This window comes from Salmonella sp. SAL4457, assembly GCF_046548235.1.
In the GTDB taxonomy this organism is placed as follows: domain Bacteria; phylum Pseudomonadota; class Gammaproteobacteria; order Enterobacterales; family Enterobacteriaceae; genus Salmonella; species Salmonella enterica.
In genome coordinates, this window is sequence record NZ_JBGDZO010000677.1 from 1 (window position 1) to 263 (window position 263).

At 72.6% G+C, this 263-nt stretch carries 1 protein-coding gene; it reads left to right on the plus strand.

The features are described from left to right. Positions 1–263: DUF2398 family protein (locus ACLJNW_RS25890; protein ID WP_410961464.1), on the plus strand; the 263-nt coding region annotated here is incomplete at both ends.

Here is a 263-nt window from a genome sequence, read left to right on the forward strand (position 1 = left end):
CCGCCTACCAGCGCGCCGCGCGGCTGCTGCTGAACTCGCCGCTGATCACCACCACCTACCCGAACGTCGAGGCGCTGCCGCTGGTCCGCCGGTGGGCCGGGCCATTGCGTCAGGACCTGGCCGACCTGTTCGGCTACCGGCTCGACCTGACCTCGACCACGGCGCGGCTGTCTCGGGTGCGCGACATGTTCGACCCGTCACAACCGGCGATGGCCGGCGCGCAGCTGGACCGGCCGTTCGACCGGCGCCGGTACGCCTACCTG